We start from the raw sequence: 16,586 nt of genomic DNA on the forward strand, positions 1-16,586 counted from the left end.
CCTTCCACCGTCTGTGTCACCATGCGGTTGCGGTCGTAGGTGTACGTTTTCGTTTTCCCCTCTTGGTTATGGGAGACGATGTCTTTACAGATTTGCTTGACGAGGTCACTATATCTCGTAGTTAGTCAATTTACTGACCCAATTATCTCCAAAATGTATATAGATTTCGCTATTTTTATCTTCTATAAGGGAATGCCACTCATACAGGTTCCCATCATCCAAATAGACAATGAGACGTTCCTTTATTTGCCCCTGTTTAATCTTTACAATTTCACTATAATGGTTTATTTTTTCTATTGACATAAGCCATTTATAAACTTTAACTAACCTATGATTTTCCTCATGGGAGAAGTGAAATTTCAAATCATCAATTGTCCTCTTAGAAAAATTAGCAGATACTAATACTCCACTATTTAGAATCCACAAATATTCAAAGTCCTGTTCTGTACAATATAGGAAATCAGAGCTATCCATCGAAAAGTCATACCCTAACAAAGACCATAACCTCTCCATACCTTGTAAATCTAGTATAATTAACCCCTCTTGAGTCCAGTTAAACGGCTTTTCTTTTACTGGCATCCAAATAAAGTGATTTACTATTCTTTTAGGTATTATTCGCAATGACTCATTTTCAAGAAATTGATTCAATCTTATTTCCACATAACCATTTATCGAAGTTATTAAATCATCTATATATCCATCAAATATTAATTTATGATTATAATAAAGCTTGCATTTATCTAATACCGACTCCGATACTTCTGCACTTATCTCAACATTTAACAAAAATAACCTCTCCTTGATTAAAGAAGAAGCGGAATCGCTTCTTCTTTTTATTCTAGTACATCCCACTTAGGGAGATCATGATTCCCTGAATATCTTGACCAATCCTTTTTTGGAATAAATGACCGATGTATCATTCTATACCCGTTTTTAAGAGTAATATGATACACTCCACTGATTCCATTGATAGAACCTTTTAAAAGATATTCACCTCTCCCACTCCCATCGGTTCTCATCAGAGCAGGGCGTTGAGAAAGAATCTTTTTATCAAAAGATGAAGGAAAGTTATGGTAAGCGAATTTGTCTTGTCTCATTCTTACCAGCACATGTTTCGAGAAATAAGGCCCTTCAATATCTACTCCACGTGATCCACTTCTTGTAGGACCTAATTGATATCCACCAAGACTACCATTTTTCACACTTCCTATAGAACCCTGAGTCGTAGTAGATGTTGATCCACCTCCGCCTCCGCTACCAACTCTAGGTGGTGGAGTAAAGCTAGGTCCTCCTGGTGCCCCTCCTCCACCTAAAAAATGTTTATCTGCCGCATGTACATCAGAGCCAGTAAAAAACTCAACGATGGCCGCTTGTGCTTTATTTACTGAAGTAGAGCCACTATTGCTACCTGATGATTTATTTGATTTCCCTTGATTCCCACCTTTTTTCTTCTTGTACAGGTTTCTTTTCTTTTTGGTCTTCGTATGCACCTGATAATTAGGATCATAACCCTTCTCCCAACTATACTTTTCAGTTACATAGCCATTGTACTTTCTAGGTTTCTTTTTGGTGGGGCTGTAATAATTTCCTGTAGCTTTGGTGTAATCCCCTACAGGATTCGTTTGATGTACGCCACCCATTAGATCAATATGACCATCCAAATCGCTTAAAGATATCGGATTTCCCCCGGTAAATCCATAACGACTATTTGTCGCTATTCTCATCGCCAGTCCTATATCCTGCGAAGCATCGCTGTACATATCTCGCGTATGGAAACGTCCAAGACTTGGGTTGTAGTTTCGAAAGCCCAAATCATAACTGTTCGTATCTGCGTCCCAACGCTTTGCTGTATAGCGATACGGGTTGTACATCTCCTGATTCGATTCATCTACACCCGTAAAGGCACTCTCTTGATCTTCCCCGTACATCGTGTAGCCATAGGTCGCGCGTACACCCCCATTCTCATCATACAACATTTCCACGTCACCACGAGAGCTGTATCCATAATAAGAGGTTTCGCCCTTCTCTTCATGCATCATCGAGAGTCTTGCGCCAAAAGCATAAGTATATGAACGAACGGACTCCCCAGCTATTTCCTCACTTAGAATGTCTTCTGACGCTCCTAAGTATTTAAAGATCGTCGTTTCCTCTTCTTCCGTCCCCACCTTGCCCGTCTTGCTCATTGTACGGTCAAAGGCATCGTACGTGTACTGTGACGTGTTTAGGGTGCCGTCTTCTTGGCGCTTGCTGTGCTTCAGCAAACGGTCGAAGCCATCGTAGGTGTAGCGTTCTTCTACCTGACTTCCTTGGGCCACGGTGTGAAGACGTCCGGTGCTGTCATAGCTGTAGCTCTTCGTCTGCCCTTCCGCTGTCTGTGTCACCATACGGTTGCGGTCGTAGGTGTACGTTTTCGTTTTCCCCTCTTGGTTATGGGAGACGATGTTGCTGTTCGCATCCAAGACGACCGATTCACTGAGCGGGTTGTCACCCGTTTTCACCATCGACGTGACGCGATCGCGTGCATCGTATTCGTACTGGGTGGTACTCTCCACCGTGTTGCCGTCCGCATCCAGTAGTTTTAGCGCTTCTTCGATGCGGTGTCCATTTTCATTGTACGTCAATCCGTGTTGGTTGACGAGGGTGTCATCGCTCTTCTTGGTGGTCTGCTGTTTCAGCATCCCATCCATGTAGTAATCATAATTCGTGACGTTCCCATTCGGCTTCGTCTCTTGAGCGACTTGACCGCGCTTGGTGTATGCATACGACCACGTGCGTGGGAGGTCACTTGCCATACTGGATTGATCCTCGATGGTTTCCAGCATGTTGCGCTCGGTGTAGGTATACGATTGCGTATTCCCTTCGTAGGAGCGTCCGGTCAAGTTGCCGTTAAGATCGTACTGGTAGCCAATCGATTGCGTGATTTCTTCGCCCACGATTTTCTTGAGCGCATCCACCTGACCCAGTTCGTTGTAGTCGATGCGGTAGGCATCCACTTCGGCTCCGTTGCTCTGATCGTTTACTTCAATCAAGTTGCCGTTGCGGTCGTAGTCGTAGGTGAAAGCTTTCTTATCGGTCTTGGTCGGTGCTTTCTCTACCAGCTGGATGCTGTCTGCGATGACGACACCATTGGCTTTGTCCGTAAGAACCACCTTCTGACCGGTTCCTTTCTGGAACGCATAGGTCCCTAATTCGACCCATTCGCTTCCATTCTCCTGCTGATTCACCTCAACCGTATCTTGTCCGTTGGCATGCGTAATCGTATACGGTGCATCGGTGGCACGGTCTTTATAGGAAAGGTAGCGTGCATAGACCGTGTACTCCGTGGATTTTGGAACGTTCAGCTTCCAGGTGAACGTATCACTCCCTGAGCCTTCTTCGTTCCACAGATAGTTCTTTCCATAGTGTCCTGCAACATTGGATGATTCCGTCCATCCGCTGCCTCCTGCTTTAGAAGTAGCATCCGCGTTGTCAAAAACGATTTCCGTCGGTTCTGCACGAACCACTTTGACGCTATCCGCTGCGACGATGCCGTCCGCTTTGTTGGATAAGGTCACACGTGGCTCTTCGTCTTTGTTAAAGGCATAAGTCCCCAGTAAGACCCATTGGTCGCCTTTTTCACGCTGATTCACCTCTACCGTGTCTTCTCCATTCGCATGATGAAGCGTAAACGGCGCATCGGTCGCGTAAGAGCTGTGTTTGGCGGCTTTAACATAAACCGCATACGCGCCACTTTTCGCTAAATCGAGGTTCCATGTGAAGGAGTCTTCACCGTCTCCGGCTTCCATTTGCGCAAAGTTGTTTCCTTCCGGCACTTGCGCCTGACAGGAACCAATCTTTTCATCCCCATCTGCATTATCTGCTGGATCATCTTCGTACAAGGTGTATCGTGTCGCCCCATCGATGATCGGTTGAGTTAATTCCACTTTTGCCTCTTGATCATCGACTGCAATTACTTCACTTCGTTCGAGGAAATCTAGATCTTCCCCGACCTTCTTCCATTCTCCATTCTCGCCTTCATAGATGACAGCCGACGAGGAATGGTCGGTTTGATCTTTTACTACATACAACTCCGCCTGCTTGTTTTCACCATCGCGGTAAGCTTCAATGTCCCATACGCATTCGGTCGTCACATCTTCGCGTACCGTCCAATCTCCTTGGACGTTCACGTTGCTTTCCTCGTGATTGTCGATAACCGCTCCATTGGGACCTGCCCAGACAAGCTTGATGCCATCGGCGGTTACATGGCCATTCGCATCATCGGATAACACCACTTTGGCATCGGACCCGGAAGCAAAGGAATAGGTGCCCAATTTAACCCATTGATCATCCGCATCCCGTTGGTTCATGCGTACGGTCTCTTTCCCCTCAGCATGGTGGATCGTATACGGCGCGTTGGTTGCACTAAATTTGCCTCCAACGGCTTTGGCATAAACCGTGTACTCGCCCTTTTCAGTGACATCCACATTCCACGTGAAGGTGCCTTCCCCGGTGCCCCGTCCTTTACTGGTAATCGTTTTTCCAAGGGCGTGGGGGACTTCCCGTTTTCCCACGAAGACATCTTCGTAACCTTCGGTATCATCTTCGATGAGATGGAAAACCGATTTGCCCGCAATGGGTTGCGTCACTACCACTCTCAGCGATCCACCTGGAGTGTAGTAAACCTTCTTACTGTTCTTCGTAAAGCCGGTATCTTCCCCGATTTTCTTCCAGTTTCCTACACTTCCTTCATAGAAGACTGCCTTCGTGGCAACTCCATCGTCTTCGGATTTCGTCAAGAAGAATTCGGCTTGTTGGTTCGTTCCATCTTTGAACTCATCTGCGTTGGTAAAGATCCATTCAGTGGTCACTTCATCCGAAGAAGACCATTGCCGTGCAGGTGCCTTCGTATCCACTTCACAAGATCCAACCGTTTCACTTTCATCTCCGTCAGGATCGTCCTCTAGTAGTTGGAAGAACGTCTCGCCTCCCACCGGTTGCGTGATCTCCACTTTTAACTCCCCTGTCGAAGGGAAGCTGACACGCTTACTCTCCTGTGTAAAACCTTCGTCTTCGCCGATTTTACTCCAGTTTCCGTTGACTCCACGATAGAAAACCGCTTTGGAAGAGAATCCATCGCTAGATCCCTTCTCCAAGTACAATTCGGCTTCTTGATTGGGACCGTCTACAAACTGCCCTGCATTTTCCCAGGTACAGACGGTGGTCAGCTCTTCTACTGCAGTGGTGGCATCTACTGAGGATGTCGCTTTCTCGTTGTCATCAAAGAGCAACGCCTCTTTTTCCCCTCGACGCACCAGACGGACGCTTTCGGCACTGACGGTCCCATTGGCATCGTTGGACAGCGTGATCTTGCCAGCCTGTTCCTCTGCAAAGGGATACGTGCCCAGATGAACCCATTGACTACCGCTTTCGCGTTGGTTCACTTTCTTCACTTCCGTACCGCCTGCAAAAGAAAGGGTATACGGAGCGTTCGTCGCCCGTTTGTCACCGGAGAGGTATTGAACATACACATCATACTCACCCGTTTGTGGGATCGTTAGATTCCACGTAAAGGTTTCCTCTCCATTCCCCGCTTCGCTCTGGTAAGAGGGATCCACGGTACACTCCCCAATTTTTTCATGATCGTCGCCAGGAGGATCAGATTCCCACATCTCATAGTTCACTTCTGAACCTGGAGGTCCACTGATCACGGCCTTTACTTCCCCTTGAGCAGAAAAGACCTTACTTGCATCAAAGAAGGCGGGATCTTTCCCGATCTCTTCCCATTCACTTCCGTTTTTCTGATAGAAGGTAACCGCAGCTTGCCGTGCATCGTTAGTCGTCTTCTTCAGATAAATTTCGGCATGATCATTCGTGCCATCTTGGAAGTCTTTCACGTTCCACCGGCATTCCTGTGAATCTTTCCAGTGGCCGTTGGCCTCCACTTTCGCATCGGTGGCTTCCACCACGATCACATCTTGTGTCGTTCCGATGTCTTCTTCCGCTTTGAGTTTCCCATCCGGAAAGTAGTCCCACGTCATCTCGCGGGTAATGTTCCCACCTTCGCCTTTCAATGTCCGCTTGGTGGTTTGACCGAGGTCATTGTACTCATAACGCGTTTGAATACTGTGCGGATCGGTCGTTTTTTTGATCCAGCCATTATCAAAGTATTCCAGTTGGGTATTGTTACGGATCAATTGCCCTTCGGATGCTGGCGCACTAATCTCGGTAATTCGTCCCAACTTGTCGTAATCATACAGGAGCTTCTGCTCTTCTCGCTCCCGAGGATCGTTACTATTCGGATCACGTGGATAGATCACTTCTTTGACACGGTTGAGCTCATCGTAGACGGTCTTGTGGGTGAAATCCCCTTCCTTGTCCGTGGCTACCCCACGTGGCGTAATCGTCTCCGTCAAGTTCCCAAGCACATCGTATTGGTACTGGGTCACCTTCTCCGATCCGTCTTCATGAGGGGTGCTCATTTCGAGAAGTTGACCATTCTTGCCATAGATAGCTGTGGTCGTAGCACCCACTTCATCGGTCACTCGGGTTAAAAGCCCATCGGGACTATAACCAAACTGAATGCTGTTTCCGAGTGCATCAGTCTCTTTGATCGCACGTCCATTTAGATCATATTCATACGTGGTAGAAAAGTCATCTGGATCGTCCGTGTTCTGTCCTTTTGGCTCGGTCACTTTTGCCACTTGACCCACATCATTGTACTCATATGTGACGCGGTGACCTTGGCTGTTGATGATTTCCTTCACTCGATTGAGGCGATCGTAGCCATACCGGGTGGTATGATCGCTCACGATCGGTTCCTCTACCTTGTCCAAACGAAGCCCATCGGCAATCACCTGATTTCCAGATGCATCGTCCGACTGCACAATGCGGTTGTCTCCTTGGTTAAAGGTATACGTACCAATATCCACCCAAGTGGAACCTTTCTGCGTCTGATCCACGCGTTTGGTCACTTCACCCTCTCGGGTATACAAGGTGTAGGGCGCATCCGTGGCTCGACCACTCGACTCGGTATAGTAGACCGACACACGGTACTGCCCTTTCTCCGGCAAGTCGAAGTTCCAGGTAAACGTGTCAGCTCCAGACCCAGAGTCATTCCATTGATAATCTTTGCCGTGGTAGCCTGTGATACTGGTGGAAGAGCCCCAATCTCCCTTCGCTTTATGTTCAGCATCTTGGTTATCTAACGTGATAACCTCTTCCACCTTCTCCAAGCGGATGCTATCTGCAATGACAAAGCCCTCTGCCACGTCATCGGATTGCACAATTTGGTTGGCACCGCTGGTGAAGTTATAGGTACCGATATCTACCCAAGTGGAACCATTTTTTGTCTGGTCCACCCTTTTTGTTACTTCGCCCTCTGTCGTAAGAATCGTATAGGGGGCATCGGTCGGTCGATTTTGCGATTCCGTGTAGTAGAGCGAAACACGGTACGTGCCTTCTTCCGGCAGATTGAAGTTCCAGGTAAACGTGTCCTCACCCGTACCAGCAAAATTGTAGTGATAATCTTCTCGGTAAAAACCAGCCACTTCGCTGGACGCTTCCCATGCGCCGACTGCCTCATGAGCTTTATCTTGGTTATCCAAGATGATCACATCGTCGCGCACATTGCCCAGAGGTTCCGTTTCTTGGATCACGTTGCCCATCGCATCATAACGATAGGTCATGAGGCGTGGCTCGCCATCCTTCGTATCTTCCGGCAAGGAGGCTGCGGTTACCCAATCGTTCTTGTTGTAGTCGTAGGTGACAGTGGCACCATTGGGCGAAACCGACTCCAAGAGGTTGTCGTTTTTGTCATACTTCGGTGCGGGTACCGTAATGTATTCGCCCGCGTCGGTGTCTTTCGGTACCTTACTCGTCAAGGGACGCAGGTAGGTGTCGTAGGTGTACGTGCTTGTGTTGCCTTCAGCATCGGTTACCTTTAAGACTTCCCCGCGCTTTCCGTAGGTGATCTTCGTCACATTGCCCGCGGGGTCCGTAATTTTTTGCGGTTGCCCATTGGCGTCGTGGCTACTGTACTTCGTCACTTGCCCCTTGGCGTTTTTGACGGAAGCCAGCAATCCGACGAGCTCACCCGTGTGGTAGCTATACGTCGTGGTATACTCCCCACTCGTTTGGATCTTATAACGCTTTTTCTCGTCATCATACGATTGAATTTCATTTCCTTGAGGGGCGTTCACCTTAATCAGGTTGCCTTCTTTATCGTACTCATACGTCGTGGCGCGCCCTTCCGGCGAGATCGTTTGCACCAAATCCGCCACTTGCCCGTCCTCGCGGTAGTCGTAGACGTATTGGGTATACCCTTTCCCGTCCGTGGAATCCTCTCCTACCAGTGGGGCTTTTTCCATCCAACCGCTAACGGTACCTGCTGCTTTTTCGAGCACATTGGCGTCTTTCGCTTCCTGTGCTTCTTGTGCTTGCTGTTCGTTGTACTCCGGACTTTTCTCTGTCAACACATTGCCGTTGTCGTCATAGGTCCAAGTCGAGGTAGCGCCATTGGGAGCCACCCGCTTCACCATATTGAGGTCTTCGTCCCACTCGTAGGTGGTGGTCTCATCTAAGGCGTTATGGACTTTAATCGGTTTTCCGTCGTCATTAAAGGTGGTGGCGGTTTTCTTCCCGAGGGGGTCCGTCACCAAGGTGAGCGCCAGCTCTTCTTCAAAGGTGGAACGGTAATCGATCGTCGTCTCTTCCCCTTGTCGGTCCACCATACTGGTAAGATGACCGTAATCATCGTAATACGCTTGCGTCGTGTTTCCTTTGGGATCGGTAATGGTCCGCAGAAGGTTATACTCATACGAGAGCTTGTACACCTTCTGATCCGATGTATTGGCCCCTTCGGTAATCTTAATCAAACGTCCTTCATCGTCATAGGCAAACGCCACTTGGTAACCAGAGATATCCGTCAAGCGTTTGATCTGATTCTGAATCTGTTTGTTGGGGGTCTCTTTGCTCTCATAGTACTCCACCTTGACGGTACGGCGCCCTTCGGTATCCGTCAGGTAGCGCAAGAGCTTCACATTGTGGTTCCCGATGCGGCGGCTCTCATAAGCATATTTCAGCTTGATGCCGTTCCGGTCCATGGTTTCCGTCACATACCCCTTGTTATCAAAGTAGTATTTGGAACCGTCTTTGGCGGTGATTTTCCACATGCGGGCCTTGTCTTTCATGGAATTCAGTTTGAGCGATAAGTGAATTCCTTTCGGTCCAACAAATTTCTTTTTGTCTTTGTTATACGTAAAGGAGTATTGGGTCCCATCCCCGTCAATCATGAAGACTTTTCCGGACACCATTTTCCCATTAACAAATTTGACCCCTTTGCTGTTGGAGGGGGTCCCCAAACGCATCATGTTGGTGAGCGCAAACGACCAACCGGGTCCGATAATCGAGTCGGAGAAGTCGCGGCTGTTATAGGTCATCTGCGGCGCTGTATCAAACCCACGTGAGGGGTTGGCGAACGGCGTGTAGTCAAACATGGTGTTGCCTTCGAACAGGTTGGCCACCAACGCGGTTCCGCCCCCGGTTGGCTCACTAATCAAGCCTTGATCCGGCTCAAAGCCCAGCTTCTTCGCATCCGGTTTGGATTCAACGACGACTGCTTGCTGAAGGGCCGGAATGCCTTGGGCATTTTCAGATAACCACTGGCCATTGTGATCGAGGAGGTCCCATTCGACCATCCGTGATTCGCGGTAAGCCCCTTTACCCTTCAGCTGAGGCGCATGCACTTCCGCTTTCAAGCGAATGGAGTCACCGGGCTTCACATCTTTCGGAAGATCGACCCGTTCTTCCCCTTGGGGCACTTGGATGTCTGCCCAACGATAAGCAAGGGATTGTTGATCTTTCTTCCACACCCGATCCGTGGTATTCGTCAAGGTAACATCGATTTCATACGACTCCCCACTCTCCATTTCTTGAGGCAGGTCGGTAGAATCATACGTATTTTCCGATGTAGGCGTCGTGTAGATCACCCGTAACTCCGGGCGTAAGTTGGTCTCTCTGGCTTCACTGCTCAGAAAGATCGCTCGCTCGGAACCCTCATTCGAATCACTATCTTTCTCCATCTTCACCATGAAACCATGTTGCCCTTTGGCTCCCGATACCCAGTCGCCGACAAGGCTCGTCACATCAAAATCCCGCCACTTGGGATCGTTCGTGAGGGGGCCAGTTTCGTCAATGACCGTCGAATGATAGCTACCCGCATAGTCATCCCAGTTTGCACTGGTTTCACTAAAGCTTTTAGTAAGCTCGTGAATGCGATAAGTGGCGTCTTTCTTAGCATTACTGTCACGATTTAGAAGAAAGGCCCACAGCCCCAATTCCGCATCGACCACTTGCGCATCCGCTGGGATGCTGGAGAGGTCAAAATTGAGTAGAGATCGTGTCCGACCATAAGTAGGACTGTTGTTTCCCACAGACAGCCAGGGGTGTTCAAAGTGCGTGTCGTCTATGTGGTTCATATTTTCATTTGTCTTACTAGAAATGGTGGTGTCATTCCTTGCTCCCGAGAAAATCACCTTGGTCATACCGGCCTTTGGTAACCGGGCCAATGCCGTTCCTGCTGGAAGCAATTCCCCACTCTTCGTTTTTACCGCCACCATGTAATAGTAGGCATCTCCTACTCGGCGCGGGTCATCCGCGGGGGTGGGCTTGGCCGTGGTATCGGTAAAGTGAACCTGTTTTTTGTCCTCAATGGGCGCAATCAAGGTCGTTTCATCCGGTGTAAATTGCTGATACACACTGCGGTGCACTTGATACTCTAAAAAGTCGTCTCCCTTGTAGTACGACCAGTTCAATTCGGCCCCGTTTCCGTGGAGCACGGTCGGGGTTTTCAGTGTCACGCCAGGCTCCCCGTAGATTAAGGTCAACTTGGGGCGCACTTCATGTTCATCGTAGTTTTCGCTCGCTGTATAGATGGGACCGCCTTGCTTCGAACTGTCCGTTTTGGTCTTTAGGAGGAAACCATGGTTGGTCGCCGATCCATTCAGCCACTTCTGTACCAGCGACGTCACCTTGAAGTGATGCCAGGTGTTGTAGATGTGATCTTTTTTCGTCTCGGTATCGAGTACCGTGGAGCTATATTCTCCTCCATTTTTCCAATCCACATCATCCGAGGCCCGGTTCCAGGTCACACTGTTTGGGTCCCAAGATTTGGTCACTTGATGGACGGAAATCGGAACATTGTTCGCGTTGGTATGAAAGTACCGATCATAGTAAAGAGAAAGCTTCGCCTCATCCAAGCGCACCCCTTCCGGCACATTGGAAAGGTCGAATTTCACCAAACCACGGTATTTGGTTCCTTCACCAGTGGCCACTTTCATCTCCCACGTCTGGTTGTAGGTTCCCGTCGGATCGTGATCGGTAATATAGACGTCCTGACTCTGAGTCGGTGTGGGTGCCACCACAATGGTGGGATCAATATGGACAGGGTAGGATCTTTCCTTCGCCTCCAACCACTCTGGATCCGCTTCGATGGTCACGGTAACCGTATCGCCTTCTTGCTCAACCGATTGCGTCACCTTTTCACTGTAAGCATAACCGTATGGGGAATCCGGGTCTTCCTGGCTGTCCATCATAAACGGCTTGGGAAGCGTGTAGACAATCCGCTCGTCGCTTTTGCTATAGAAAACGATGGAGCCATCGTCCTTTTTCACCGCTTCGAGGTTTTTCACGTTTAAGTGGAACGTGTAGGTGGGATCTTTGGGTACCTCATGGAGACGAATCGTTTCCTTAAGGGAATCCGATCCAATATCGTAGAGGAGATCCGTCTCTTCCCACAGTCCTTTGTAGGTGACCCGATTCTCTTTGGCTTCCGGGGTCACATCGTGCGCATCGATGGCGCCCATCTCGATGCGGTAGTTCCCCTGGTCAAATCGCATGATTTGTTCAGCTGTTTGACCGAAATGGGTTTGAAAGGTATTGGATTCGTTGGAAAAGACGAAGGATTCTTCGTTCGTTTTCTCCACTTCGACATCAATCTCTTGCATCTCCCCCTCTTCATCTTCATAGTGAACCGGCGTAGCCGTCACTTCCTTTTGCAGGCGTCCATCGTCCAGTTCATAGACTTTCGTATGGGTGTCCCGCTCTTCCGTCAATTCTTTCACTTTCTTGGGCGGGTCCTTCTTTTCTTTTTCCTCAGTTTTTTCCGCTTCCTCTTTCGATTCAGAGGAATCTCCTTCTTCTTTCTCGTCCTCGTCATCCGCAACGAGGCTCTTTAGCCCTTCAACCATCTCCTTCCCCGTAGATTGGGTGGATTGCCACAAAGGCAGAAAGATACTGCGAAGCGATGGTACCTTCTCATCGCTAAACGCTACGCTCGTGTTGTTTCCCGCTGCGATCGCTGCGGGTACAGGAACAATACTTGTAAAAAGAAAAATAAAAACAAATAAACTGATGAAACTCTTATGTATCCATCGTCGTTTTCTATTACGATACATCCACAAAACCCCTTCTTCTGAAAATAGTCACATGGATTTATTTTAATAGATTAAAGAGGGAATTCAATGACAAAAAATCCTTGATCTTGGGGATACCTCTCTACCATTCTTCAAAAATAACTCGATCATCTTGTAAAAAACCTGTAAGGTTAAGCGCTCGAAAAATAGACTTTATATTCTGATATGGATTATTTTGCTGTATATATTTTTTATCTTTGGATAATAGAAAAAATGACCAAGCAGAGTTAAAGAAAAAAAGAACGCTGATTGCTCAGCGTCCTCAAAGACCTTATCTATCAAACTATTACCGAAATGTTATTGAATTATTTTGTACCGCCTTCACCCACTCAATGATCCTCCTGCAATTGCAGATCGTGCGTATAGCCACTGAGATCAAATGAGTACTCACCTGTCGTTGAGGATTTTACCACCAGTGTATACTCTCCTTCCATCGTAACCGGAGCATGAGAGAGTGTTTCTTGTCGGCGATAATCACTTGAGGTAGCTACTAACTCGCCTTCTGGATCGTATAGCTCCACATCAAAATCCTCTCCTGCATTTGATGCCAATAATGTGACTGCAATCGGCGCATGGACTTTATGAATATTGAACGTCCATACATCCTCTCCGGATGTGATATCCTCGCTTTTCCAACGATGATTAACCATGTGTCGTCCACCCGCATCATAATCTCCCGCGAGCTTAACGGCTTCCCATGTATCGATCAAGCCAGCGCCATACTCAACATCCAGACCAGAAGCACCCCAATCTCGCGCAGAAGCCATCATCATCGCTTTTACTTCTCCAGGAGATAAGTCGGGGTTGGCTGTTAGCATGAGCGCTGCCGAACCCGCCACATACGGTGAGGACATACTGGTACCGCTTTTGGTTGTAAAGCCATCCCCCGTGTTCGCCGCGGGCGCAATAATTTGCCAACCTGGTCCGGTAATATCAGGTTTCACACGACCGTCGACTGTCGGTCCTCTACTTGAAAATTCCGCTAAGAAAAATCCGCCTACCTTTGGATCCGATGCCGCTCCCACCGTAATCGCATTCGCTGCAGCTGCCGGTGACCCAATCGTCCCATGATTGGACCCACTGTTTCCTGCGGAAACGGCAGCCACAATCCCTACATCTACCGCTTGATTAACTGCTAGGGAAATCGCATCTGTTCCATTCGATGGGGCGCTGCTGCCTAAGCTCATATTGAGAATATCGATGCCGTACTCTTCTTTATTTGCAATTACCCAATCAATACCAGCTAAGACACTACTATAGGACCCGCTTCCGAATTGATTTAGTACTTTCACTCCGACAAGCGCTGCATCTTGCGCCACTCCATAACCAACACTGCTCGTTCCACCATTTCCATCCCCTGCGGCAATTCCTGCAACGTGCGTTCCATGTCCCTGATCATCTATTGGGGTACTGTTTCCCGGATTAAAATAATTGTAAAAACCAATAACCTTACCTTCATCCAGGCTAACGTGCTGAGCATCAATCCCCGTATCAATAATGGCAATCGTGACATCTTCTTTGGAGTAATGATTTTTGTCCCCATCACGATCCCCTGTCAGTCCAAATTCATTCCTTGCTTTTAACCCACCATACCAAGTAATGTAGTTGCCTTCATGCATGGCGGTAACCTTTTGATCCAGCTCAATTTTGGATACCACTCCGGATGATTGGGCTTCGGCAATCTGTTCTTTCGTCAATTTAGCCGTGACAAACGGGAGATGTTGGAATGTGTGATCTACCTGCATAGCATGCACTTTTTCTTGCAGTTTCCTTTGATTTGACTCATGGTTTCGTCCCTTTGTTGTGATGATAACCGGTATTTTTTCATTCTGCGTTAGGTTCTTCATTTTTCCTTGAAGCATGGAATCCACCATCTCATTCTCTGCGTTGACTGTGGACGGACCATGCAAAGGAGCTACCCAAATAGAAAAAGTCATCAGCAATGCGATTACAACAATAAAAGCTCTCATAACATCCCCCTGAATCAAAAGTTTGCTGTTTTTCACCAGCAATACGATATATATGGGGGTTCTCAAAATATATTCAGTAAATTTAAAAAAATAATTGGGTCATTGGAGTATCCGGAGCGTTTTGACCCCACCCAATCAAAAAAGCCCACTTATATAAGTGGGAGTCTAAACCATGCAGGAAGAGGAAGCTACAGAGAATCTGCAATCGCCGTTAAAGTAAATCAATAAAAAACTGAATCATCCCTTTAAAGGAGTAATATATTTTCAAGATCCACACAGGCAGAATAAAAAACTGCATGACGATGATAACGAAAATGGTTTGCAGATGAAGATGGATCGTTCCAAAAAGCGCATGCATGTTAGCCCACCTCCTCTTTAATCCCAATATACCACATGATTAACCGAAAAGAATGATTAATCAAAAATAAATGATGAGTGCCTCCTCTCAGCCCCGCACCAGCTCCCGCATCGTCGCTTGTGGCTTCTTTACCTCAAAGTAGTGGCGGAGAAGCACTTCTTCTGAAACCATTGCGTTCGCAGAAGGCGGAGCATCCACGACACGCATCCAATGATATCCTTCTTTCCTCCACCTCTTTACCACCGTTAATAAGCGCTCGTCCAAATGAACATCCACCCAGACCAGTGGCACATCCTCTTCGGCTCGTCGATGATGCCGGTTCATCAAGTATCGGATAAATTGGAAATCCTTCTGCCGATAAGCCATCCAGTTGGACACACAGAGAAAGAGAGAGACTGCCAACAAGTTGAGATGAATGCCACCCGTGTAGGTCAAACTCACCCCAAAGAGAAGCAAGGAGAAGAGAAAGCTGAGGACCAGCGTATAGATAATTGCCTGCCGATAAGGGAAAACAAAGCTAAGCAGTGCTTGTAGTACCCGCCCACCATCTAAAGGGTAAATCGGTAACAGATTAAATCCGGCCAACCAAGCATTGCATTGTACAAAATAAGCCGTCCATTCAGGAGACCACCAGCCCGCATAATAAAAGATCGAACCGACTAACACCATCATCACATTGTGAAAGGGGCCCGCTAACGCCACGATCATCTCCTCTTGTGAGGAGACCGTGCCCCATTCATCTGTTTTAGCCACCCCACCAAACGGCAAGAGTTCCAAAGAATCCATCCGCCAGCCAAAGGACCATGCCGCCGTCAGATGACCCAACTCATGAATCAAGACCAACACAAACAACGTGATGATCTCCAAGAATCGTCCTGTGAGCACACTAGAAATAATAACAACCCAGAACAAAAAGTGAATACGGATGCGTATTTGACTCCATGGCCACTTATTCAAAAGGGATCACACCTACAGGGTTTTGAAATTGATCCGCTTTACGATACCCAAAATACAGGAGTGGATCTCCCTCTTCCCCCCCTATATCCCCAATGGATTGCTCTTTCTCTACCCAATCTTTCTCCTGCACGACAACCTCATTTAACCACCCATACCACGTCTCTTCTCCATCTAAGTGACGCAAAATAACGGTCTTTCCGAGCCCCTCTTTTTCCCCAGCAAAGATAACCCATCCTCTTTCTGACGCTCCAATGGTCTTCTCTTTCTGTGCCCGGATAATAATCATGGGTTCCTCCTTACTAAAGGACCGCACGACTTCGCCCGTGACAGGAGCGCTCCATGCCAAACTCGCTTTCGCTTCCTCCTTCTCTTTCTCTTTCGTAGAGAAAGCTGGAATAAAAGAGGAATTACCGGCTAAATTCTCTTGGTACCAAGCAGCCACCTGGTTAAAATGAAATTCCCGTTGTAGAGAATCCACGATAAAAGCTTGTGCAGGCGTTGTCACAGGGGATTGCATGGTAAAAACGAGATAGGTCAACAGAAATAGCATAAAGGAAGCAATACACTGGATGAGAAAGCGCTTCTTTCCTATCTTCTTCTCTTTTTCCATCCAGCCTCCTGATGATGGAGAACGATTCCACGGGGCAATCTCGTGCTTTGTCCCATGAGCATCCCACCGGCTGTCCCAACGCTCTTCCGGATAACGACTGGCGCCTCCTCGCTGGATACGTTGGATTTTTTCTTCTCTACGTTTTCGCACCCCTTCACCAAATTCACTCATCGCTTGTTCACCACCCTGTCCCACTTTTATACAACCTTATGCTTGTACGAGAAGTGGTATGACAGCGTGAC

General features: G+C 47.8%; 6 protein-coding genes. All 6 read right to left on the bottom strand.

The window, feature by feature from the left end:
- Positions 1-108: 108 nt before the first annotated feature.
- Positions 109-786 carry a hypothetical protein gene (locus AC6RGY_RS07145; RefSeq protein ID WP_499861129.1) on the bottom strand — a complete coding sequence of 226 codons (678 nt, stop codon included), beginning with the start codon at positions 784-786 and terminating at the stop codon, positions 109-111.
- Positions 787-833: 47 nt separating this feature from the next.
- Positions 834-12,431: a golvesin C-terminal-like domain-containing protein gene (locus tag AC6RGY_RS07150; RefSeq protein ID WP_499861131.1), complete on the bottom strand. Its 11,598-nt coding sequence runs from the start codon at positions 12,429-12,431 to the stop codon at positions 834-836.
- 347 nt (positions 12,432-12,778) lie between these two features.
- Positions 12,779-14,419 carry a S8 family peptidase gene (locus tag AC6RGY_RS07155; RefSeq protein WP_499861133.1) on the bottom strand — a complete coding sequence of 547 codons (1,641 nt, stop codon included), beginning with the start codon at positions 14,417-14,419 and terminating at the stop codon, positions 12,779-12,781.
- 211 nt (positions 14,420-14,630) lie between these two features.
- Complete coding sequence (locus tag AC6RGY_RS07160; protein ID WP_499861135.1) at positions 14,631-14,777, bottom strand: hypothetical protein; 147 nt, start codon at positions 14,775-14,777, stop codon at positions 14,631-14,633.
- Between the two features lie 87 nt (positions 14,778-14,864).
- A complete protein-coding gene (locus AC6RGY_RS07165) occupies positions 14,865-15,734 on the bottom strand; it encodes a M50 family metallopeptidase (protein ID WP_499861137.1) in 870 nt (289 codons plus the stop codon).
- Positions 15,727-16,539, bottom strand: a complete 813-nt coding sequence (locus AC6RGY_RS07170) for a peptidoglycan DD-metalloendopeptidase family protein (protein WP_499861139.1) — start codon at positions 16,537-16,539, stop codon at positions 15,727-15,729. Before AC6RGY_RS07170 ends, AC6RGY_RS07165 begins: the two co-directional genes overlap by 8 nt.
- Positions 16,540-16,586: the final 47 nt, after the last annotated feature.

The organism is Mechercharimyces mesophilus (assembly GCF_059818345.1).

Bases quoted from the DNA above. Each gene is read 5' to 3' on its own strand.
- AC6RGY_RS07155 (WP_499861133.1), bottom strand. From the start codon at position 14,419: ATGAGAGCTTTTATTGTTGTAATCGCATTGCTGATGACTTTTTCTATT.
- AC6RGY_RS07160 (WP_499861135.1), bottom strand. From the start codon at position 14,777: ATGCATGCGCTTTTTGGAACGATCCATCTTCATCTGCAAACCATTTTC.
- AC6RGY_RS07150 (WP_499861131.1), bottom strand. From the start codon at position 12,431: ATGTATCGTAATAGAAAACGACGATGGATACATAAGAGTTTCATCAGT.